This is a genomic window from Pseudoalteromonas nanhaiensis (assembly GCF_051235485.1).
Lineage (GTDB): Bacteria > Pseudomonadota > Gammaproteobacteria > Enterobacterales > Alteromonadaceae > Pseudoalteromonas > Pseudoalteromonas lipolytica_C.
Genome location: NZ_JBPNYQ010000001.1, coordinates 293,506 through 294,247 on the forward strand (window position 1 = coordinate 293,506; position 742 = coordinate 294,247).

Here is a 742-nt window from a genome sequence, read left to right on the forward strand (position 1 = left end):
CTGAAAAAGCAGAGGCTGAACGTTTAGAGCAAGAGCGCATCGCTGCTGAAAAAGCAGAGGCGGAACGTTTAGCTCAAGAGCAGCAAGCGGCAGAACAACAACGCCAAGAACAACAAGCTCGTCTTGCTGAGCAAGAAGCAGCAATGAAATTAGAGCAAGAACGTGCTGCAGCAGAACAGGCGCAGCGTGAAGCTGAGCAACTTGCAGCAGAAAAACGCGATGCTGAACGTGCAGAGCAAGAACGCATTGCTGCCGAAAAGGCTGAGGCTGAACGTTTAGAGCAAGAGCGCATTGCTGCCGAAAGACGCGATGCTGAACGTTTAGAGCAAGAGCGCATTGCTGCTGAAAAAGCACAAGCAGAGCGTTTAGAGCAAGAGCGTATTGCTGCCGAAAAGGCAGAGGCGGAGCGCTTAGAACAACAGCGTATCGCTGCCGAAAAGGCAGAGGCGGAGCGCCTAGAACAAGAACGTATAGCTGCCGAAAAGGCTGAGGCGGAACGCTTAGAACAAGAGCGTGTTGCTGCCGAAAAGGCAGAGGCGGAGCGCTTAGAGCAAGAGCGTATCGCTGCCGAAGAGGCGGAGCGTTTAGAACAAGAACGAATTGCTGCAGAACAAGCAGAGGCGGAACGTTTAGAACAAGAACGAATTGCTGCCGAAAAGGCCGAGGCGGAGCGCTTAGAGCAAGAGCGTATCGCTGCCGAAGAGGCGGAGCGTTTAGAACAAGAACGAATTGCTGCAGAACA

At 53.0% G+C, this 742-nt stretch carries 1 pseudogene; it reads left to right on the plus strand.

Going from position 1 to position 742, the window contains the following annotated elements:
* Positions 1–742 (plus strand): annotated as a pseudogene (locus ACSFVZ_RS01285) (signal recognition particle-docking protein FtsY); the annotation flags it as partial.